General features: G+C 42.7%; 5 protein-coding genes. 2 read left to right on the top strand and 3 right to left on the bottom strand.

Going from position 1 to position 7,244, the window contains the following annotated elements; all coding sequences use genetic code 11:
• Positions 1-286 precede the first annotated feature (286 nt).
• Positions 287-1,735, bottom strand: a complete 1,449-nt coding sequence (locus WB217_RS04385; protein ID WP_423990994.1) for an esterase/lipase family protein — start codon at positions 1,733-1,735, stop codon at positions 287-289.
• Positions 1,736-1,917: 182 nt separating this feature from the next.
• Complete coding sequence (locus tag WB217_RS04380) at positions 1,918-2,910, bottom strand: ABC transporter substrate binding protein (RefSeq protein WP_423990992.1); 993 nt, start codon at positions 2,908-2,910, stop codon at positions 1,918-1,920.
• Between the two features lie 465 nt (positions 2,911-3,375).
• Here WB217_RS04380 and WB217_RS04375 point away from each other — a divergent pair, with 465 nt between their 5' ends.
• Positions 3,376-4,449 carry a tetratricopeptide repeat-containing glycosyltransferase family 2 protein gene (locus WB217_RS04375; protein WP_423990996.1) on the top strand — a complete coding sequence of 358 codons (1,074 nt, stop codon included), beginning with the start codon at positions 3,376-3,378 and terminating at the stop codon, positions 4,447-4,449.
• 36 nt (positions 4,450-4,485) lie between these two features.
• Here the strand turns inward: WB217_RS04375 and WB217_RS04370 are convergent, their stop codons facing one another.
• On the bottom strand, positions 4,486-5,763 hold the full coding sequence (locus WB217_RS04370) for a nucleotide sugar dehydrogenase (RefSeq protein ID WP_423990990.1): 1,278 nt from the start codon (positions 5,761-5,763) through the stop codon (positions 4,486-4,488).
• 395 nt (positions 5,764-6,158) lie between these two features.
• Between WB217_RS04370 and WB217_RS04365 the strand changes: the two genes are divergently transcribed.
• On the top strand, positions 6,159-7,145 hold the full coding sequence (locus WB217_RS04365; RefSeq protein ID WP_423990988.1) for a glycosyltransferase: 987 nt from the start codon (positions 6,159-6,161) through the stop codon (positions 7,143-7,145).
• The last annotated feature ends 99 nt before the right edge of the window (positions 7,146-7,244 follow it).

Here is a 7,244-nt window from a genome sequence, read left to right as displayed (position 1 = left end):
CATAACAACTCGTTGCCATTTTTTCTCTTTGAATTGTTCTCGTACCGCTTCCCATAACAACTCGACAGCCTTTTTTCCTCTTTGAGTTGTTCTCGTAACCCTTACGACGACAACTCGTCGTCCTTTTTACTCTTTGAGTTGTTTTCATACCCCTCTCGACAACCACTCATCCAGATTCTTTCCGAGCTGAATTGTTCCCATAGCCTCCATTGAAATATAACCATAGATAAAATATCGATCCCATTATAAAAGCGGCCACACCCAAGGATGCAGCCGCATTCCCCATTTAACGATGTACCTTCCCAAATCCATCTACATAAACAGATTCAATAATCGTCCTTTCAAATGGTTTTCCCTTTGCATCAAATCCCTTCACTTCCGTCGTCAGGTTGTAAACTCCTTCTTCGGTAAAATCTCCATCCGCGACGATTCCGGCTTTGGATCCTTTCCCTGCTTCCTTCAACTTTTTCTTGCCGTCCATATGATATTGAATCCAGTTTGTTTTATAGGTAGCTTTTAAGCTTTTACTTTTCGGACCCATACCAATTTCTGCTCCTAATGGACTTTCAATCCCGACAGTGTACAAATAGGCTGCAGCCGGTCCTGACACAGTCCATTTCCCCGCATCCGGCTGATCGATTTCAAACTGGTGAACCCAGGCACCTTTAAAAAAGTCACTAGTATCCTTTTCAATCCCGGCCACATTATATTCTTTTCCGTCTGGCCCTTTCAGTTTGAGCGAAGGCAAACGCTGGTCACTCAGGAAAGCAAGCTTGAATCCCTCCGCACCGTCCTCAATCACGAAGCTGTCTTTGATACCCTTATCTCCCTTTCCGCCCCTGACAATCTGATTCGTATCAGGTCCAGGTCCACTCGATTCGCTTTCCATACTTGCATTAGCGGCAGTGACGGCTGGCTGGGCTGCCATTGTATAAGGTTTGAATACTGAAAAGGTATAGGAACCTTCACGGATCATCGTATGGTTCCAGGCTCCTTCACGGACAATTATGCCGCCAGGTACCCGGGAGCTCGCTACAGTGACAACTCCATCATTGGAGCCATAGCTGCTTAAATACAGTCCGCCCCAATACGTTGCACTGCCAAATGAGCCCCATTTCGTACCGCCCAATGTATAGTACCGGTTCAGCTTGGCATTGGCATGGGGATCCGTGATGCTGCGGAAATATGCCATATTCCCTGTCTGAAGAGAGCGGGTTGCGTCATTATTGTTTCCAAGCAAAGCCGCGAGCCACCAGGCAGTGCTGCTGTGGGCAAGGTCGGATAGCTGTGTACCATGATGCGGCGAAGAAAGTGTAATGACATTCGAAACATAAGGGTAGGCACCGTAGTGGACAAGTGCTGTTTGCGCGTCTACGCCACCCTTGCTGTAGCCAACGACAACAAGCTTCTTCTGGCCAAAATAATCATAGATTACCTTCAGCTTTTGTGCGAGCAGCGCCCCATTCTCCCACATATCACGATCAGCGTAGAGATCGATGAACGCAGTCTGGTAGCCGTTCGCGAGTGCCGTTTCATACATATCATTGCCTTCCCACCAAACAGAAGCAGAGTTATTATAACCATGAACAAATACAATTGGTGACTTTGCTGGATCAATCCAACTAGGATCAGCCCCTACATACCACGTTCCTGGCACACCCGAGGATCCACCGCCCAAATCACCAGCCCTGGCAGCAGCCGGTACCATCAACAATAACACTAGAATGAAAGACATGATTCTCCTACTCCTTCGCAACACCATTCCCCCTTTAAAATAGATAGCCATCATTTTAAGCTATTAATTTGCACTAAATAAAAGAAGGGTAATTTGGTTTCATTAGATTGGGAAATTAGTAGAAACAAGTGTCTAATCCTGATACAAAAATAACCCGCCAAAAATATGGCAGGTTATTGGTTTTACTCCCCAACAATCTTAGCGTCCTTCAGCATGTCCTCGGTTAAGGTGACCCCTTCCTCTTCAGCTGCTTTCTTATTAACAATCAGTTCAAGGTTTTCCGGGAAGCCGACAGACATGTCGCTAGGCTTTTTGCCTTTCAGGATTTCCACAGCCATTTTTCCGGTTGTGTAGCCAAGGTCATGATAATCGAAGCCATACGATGCGAACGTTCCCCGTTTCACCGAATCGCCCTCCCCAACAAATGTTGGGATATCTTTGTCATTCGCTACGGTAATGACGGACTCAAGCGCAGCAACAACCGTGTTGTCTTTTGGAATGTACAATACATCCACGCGACCAACCATTGACTCAGCAGCCTGCTTCACTTCAGAGCTGGTGGAGATCGTCGTTTCCACAGCTTCAAGTCCTGCTGCTTCCAATGCTTCTTTCGCATGTTTAACATTCACAACAGAGTTTGGTTCACCATTATTATAAATAATGCCCACCTTTTTGGCATTTGGAACAAACTTTTTAATCGCTTCAATCGTATTCTTTATCGCATCCGGATGCGTATCGGATGTTCCTGTCGCATTGCCTCCCGGCTTATCAAGACTTTGGACAAGCTCAGCTCCGACAGGGTCCGTAATCGCCGTGAATAAAATTGGAATATCCTTCGTCGCCTGGACAGCCGCCTGGGCACTTGGCGTCGCGATCGCTAAAATAAGGTCATTTTTGTCCGAAACAAGCTTCTGAGCAATCGACATATTGTTGTTCATGTCACCCTGCGCATTCTGGTAATCAAGCTTCAGGTTCTTGCCTTCTTCATAGCCCGCATCCTTAAGGGCCTCAATGAACCCCTCTCTCGCAGCGTCAAGAGACGGATGCTCAACAATCTGTGTAATCCCAATCTTAACTGTTTTCTCTTTATCCCCGCTTGCTTTATCACTTCCTCCGCCGCAAGCTGCTAGTAGCAGCATCGCCCCGCTCAATAAAAAAGCCATACTCTTTTTCATCCGTCATCCCCCTAAGCCTGTCCTATATTTTTGTTTTACTTTTTATAATATTCTGATAATAACACGCTATTTATGAATGAGCAATACAAATTAGCATCAGGTACTAAATTCTTTTTATACAATAAAAAAGTTCCCCCCTTTTTGCAGCAGCACTACAAAAAAGAAGAAACAAATTCATCGTCAATGTCCCCGCTGAACTTAATCTCGAAAATCCCTTTTACCTTCTCCTGGCTATCTGTCCTGAGGAGAACGATTTCTGTGCTGTCCTTAAAACTGAAATGCTGTTCCTTATCGCAAATGACTAAAAGATGGGACTGGGTATAACATATATAGTCAAACAACCATCCAGCAAAAAAGAACAAACCACTGCATTTTCATTTGAAAGTTTCACATTTTTGCCCTGTTACATAAGATGGTGAGAAATCTTTTATAGGAGGTATCTCAGTGCCTACCATCAGTCTTTGCATGATTGTGAAAAATGAGGAGGAAGTCTTGGCCAACTGCCTTCAAAGTGTCCAGAACATCTGTGATGAAATCGTGATTGTAGATACAGGCTCAACGGATAAAACAAAAGAAATCGCCAAACAGTTTACAGATAAAGTCTTGGACTTTAAATGGATTGATGATTTTTCCGCTGCCCGCAATTTTGCCTTCAGCAATGCCACCATGGACTATATCCTTTGGCTCGATGCGGATGATGTTTTCCTGCCGGCAGACCAGCAAAAGTTCAAAAAGCTTAAAGCATCCCTTGATGTAAATGTGGATGCTGTCTCGATGGTTTATGTCATTGCCAGAGATGAATATGGAAATCCATCCTTCCATTACAGAAGAAATCGCCTGGTGAAACGGAGCAGGAATTTTAAATGGGTCGGTCCAGTACATGAATATCTCGATGTCAGCGGCAAGGTCATCTCCTCAGATATTTCTGTGGAACATAAGAAGGATGAAAAAATTTCCATCGGCCATACATCTGACAGGAATTTAAGAATCTATGAAAACCGTATTAAAAATGGCGAGGATTTTTCCCCGAGAGACTTATACTATTATGCCAATGAACTGCGTGACCATAAGCAATTTGAAAAAGCGATCATTTACTATCATGAGTTCCTTGGCGGCAAAAAAGGATGGGTGGAGGACAACATAAGGGCTTGCCTTAATTTAGCTGATTGCCATGCAAGGCTCGATGAAAAGGACGAAGAAATGGAAGCACTTTTAAAAAGCCTGACATATGACGCTCCGCGGTCAGAACCATGCTGCCGCCTGGGAGATCGCTTCAAAGCTAAAAAAGACTATCAGACAGCAGTATACTGGTATACGACGGCCTCACAAATGAAAAAAGATACAGCCGGCTTCCAGAACGAAGCCTATTCCACCTGGTATCCCCAGCTGCAGCTATGCGTATGCCATTGGGAATTAGGCAATGTCGAAAAATCAATCGAGCACAACAATGTGGCGAAGAAATACCGGCCAAATGACAAGCAGGTTTTGTTTAACGAGAAGTTTTTTAATGACTTCATGAAAAATAAGGGCAAAAAATAAGAGGGACACCAGCTGGTTCCCTCTTTTGCTTTTTCATTATTTAATTCCAATACCAATATACTCCATGCCCAACTTTTCAATCTCGCTTTTATCCAACACGTTTCTTCCGTCCAAAACAAGGCTGCAATTTTTAAAGGCGGAAAAATCAATGTCCTTGTATTCATCATGATAGGCCTGAAGAATGATGGCGTCTATTTTTTCATTATCCTGGCTAAAGAAAGGCGTTACCCCATATTTAGAGATCTCATCTGCCTCAAATAAAGGGTCATCCACATACACCTCTGCCTTTTTATTTTTCAACGCTTCTATAAGTAAGAGCGTCGATGATTTTGTTGGTTCTTTCACGTTTCCCCTGAATGATAATCCTAATATTAAAATTCTTTTACCCTTTAATGATCCCAGTTTTTCCGCTGCCAATCCAACTGCATATTTAGCCATATCATCATTAATCTGTCTCGATAAAGTGGTCAAGCCTTCATCCAGGCCATTATTTATAAAGAAATATGGATAAACCGGAATACAGTGTCCCCCTACACCTATGCCTGGCAGATGGATATTGGAGTAAGGCTCGCTGTTCGCTGCCTTAATGACCTCCATGATGTTAACATCCAGTTTGTTTGCGTAGATGGCAAGTTCATTGGCAAGCGCAATATTAACATCCCTGTAAACACACTCGGCAACCTTTGTGAATTCCGCTGCCTCCAGGCTGCTTACCTGCAAAATATCGCAGTTTAACCCTTTTTTATAGAAATCGGACGCTAAGTCAAGACTTTGTTGGTTATAGCCGCTAACCACCTTTGGATAGGAAGACAAGTCTTTAATAATTCTGTTGGAATACACTCGTTCAGGACTGTAGGATAAAAAGAAGTCCACACCCATCGTTAAGCCTGAACTCCTTTCAATTGCCCGTCCAAACCTGTTTCTCGTGTCGCCCGCTGGCAAAGTGGTTTCAAAGCTTACCAGGGTTCCCTTTTTTATCCCCTTGCCTATTTCCTCTACCGCAGAATCAATATATTGATAGTTAATTTTTCCGTTTCCTTTTGTTAAAACAGGTACAATGACGACCACGATCTCCGATTTACTTACCGCTTCTGCCGTATTTACTGTAGCTTCCAAAGTTTTAGACTGATAGGCCTTCGCAACCAGCTCATCCAACCCTGGCTCATTATCCACATGAGAGATTCCCTGATTCACCTTATCAACTACATTCTTATTAATATCTGCCCCTAACACATGGAAATGTCCGCAATTCGCAAAAATAGCCGCGAGCGGCAATCCAATCTTACCCAACCCTACAACGGTAACATTCTTCATTCAATCAATCCTTTCATTGCCTACATAGGTAAATGTTTTTTTCCGAAACATCCTCAGTTATTTTATGTACATAAGTCTCCGTTGTGTAAGGCTCTTCTCATAAACTTTGTTGTTTCTGCACCCAAAAGTACTAAATCGGCTTCTTGATTTTTACGAATTCTATTCAATTCACCATTTTTGAAGGCTGTTGACATCATTCTTCTACGCGGAAAGCAAGCGCCTGGAGCGGAAAGCAACAGTTAAGGTTTCGGCAAGCCAGACGTGTGCGATTCGCGAAAGCAGTGCCGATTATTAAAAGGGGCTTTCATATATCGGCTATTAATCTAAGCAGTATTTTCATTGAATGAATATGATGGAAGGATAGTAGTTTCAAAAGTGAGATTTGAGGTGATTTCTTGAAAAAAAAGCTAAAGATTTTAATTTTGATCAAATCATTCAACAAGTCATTGCCAAAGCATGAGCCTAAGTTTGATACGATCAAAGCAATCGGAAAATTTGCAGACGTTCGGTATTGGCATAAAAACGGGGAAATTAATGATATTTTAAAAAGAATGAAATTCACGCCAGATTTCATCCTTCATTATGACAACGCATGGAGCAGCAGCCTGTCACCTATGATAAAGGGTTTGGGTACCATTAAGATCCCGAAAGGCTGTATCGTAATTGATATTCATTACAATCCTGCCCAGAGAAGAAAGTACATCAGTAATAATAAAATCGATTTAATCTTTTCTGTAACGAAGTCCCCGTTTTTAAAAACCTTCCCTCAATATAAGGATAAATTCCGCTGGTTCCCCTTTGCTATCAATCCAGAGGTTTTTAAGGATTGGAATATCGAGAAGGATATCAATTTCCTGTTGATGGGACAGGTTTTTGACAAGGAACGCAAGAGCTCGAATAAGACGAAAACCCCTGCGGGAAAGTATCCATTTAGAGAAGAAGTTTTATCAAAAATGAGAAAGGAAAAGGGCTTCTTATTCCATCAGCATCCGGGACATCAGGCAAAGCAAACTTCAAATGCCTTTCTTAATGTGAAATATGCCAAAGAACTTAATAGAGCAAAGATGTTCTTTACGTGCGGTTCAAAGTATCATTATCCCGTATTGAAATACTTTGAGGCTCCCGCATGCAGATCCTTGCTCCTTGCTAAGCCTGTTCCAGACCTTGTGGAACTGGGATTCATCGATGGCGAAAATTTTATCGCTTGTAATGAATCCAATTTGCATGAGAAAGCGATGTACTATTTGGAGAATGAGGCCGAACGAACAAGAATTACCGATAACGGCTACCAGTTTATCCATACACACCATACAAACGATGTGAGGGCACAGCAATTCATAAAGCATGTGGAGGAATATTTAGCTGAACACAGCACCCCATAACAAATCCGCTGGCTATTATACCAGCGGATTTTTTTATATGTAGGCTTTTTCCCCATGCACTTCATTTTTCAAATACATATACCATAGAGAGACTGATTG

The organism is Mesobacillus sp. (assembly GCF_049588175.1).
Taxonomy (GTDB): Bacteria; Bacillota; Bacilli; order Bacillales; family Cytobacillaceae; genus Mesobacillus.
The sequence above is the reverse complement of the archived record's forward strand: the minus strand, read 5'-3'. Positions and strand labels throughout refer to the sequence as shown.

What these genes read in the sequence shown, in the direction of transcription:
- WB217_RS04370 (WP_423990990.1), bottom strand. Translation starts at nt 5,763, where the DNA reads ATGAAGAATGTTACCGTTGTAGGGTTGGGTAAGATTGGATTGCCGCTC.
- WB217_RS04375 (WP_423990996.1), top strand. Translation starts at nt 3,376, where the DNA reads ATGATTGTGAAAAATGAGGAGGAAGTCTTGGCCAACTGCCTTCAAAGT.
- WB217_RS04385 (WP_423990994.1), bottom strand. Translation starts at nt 1,735, where the DNA reads ATGTCTTTCATTCTAGTGTTATTGTTGATGGTACCGGCTGCTGCCAGG.
- WB217_RS04380 (WP_423990992.1), bottom strand. Translation starts at nt 2,910, where the DNA reads ATGAAAAAGAGTATGGCTTTTTTATTGAGCGGGGCGATGCTGCTACTA.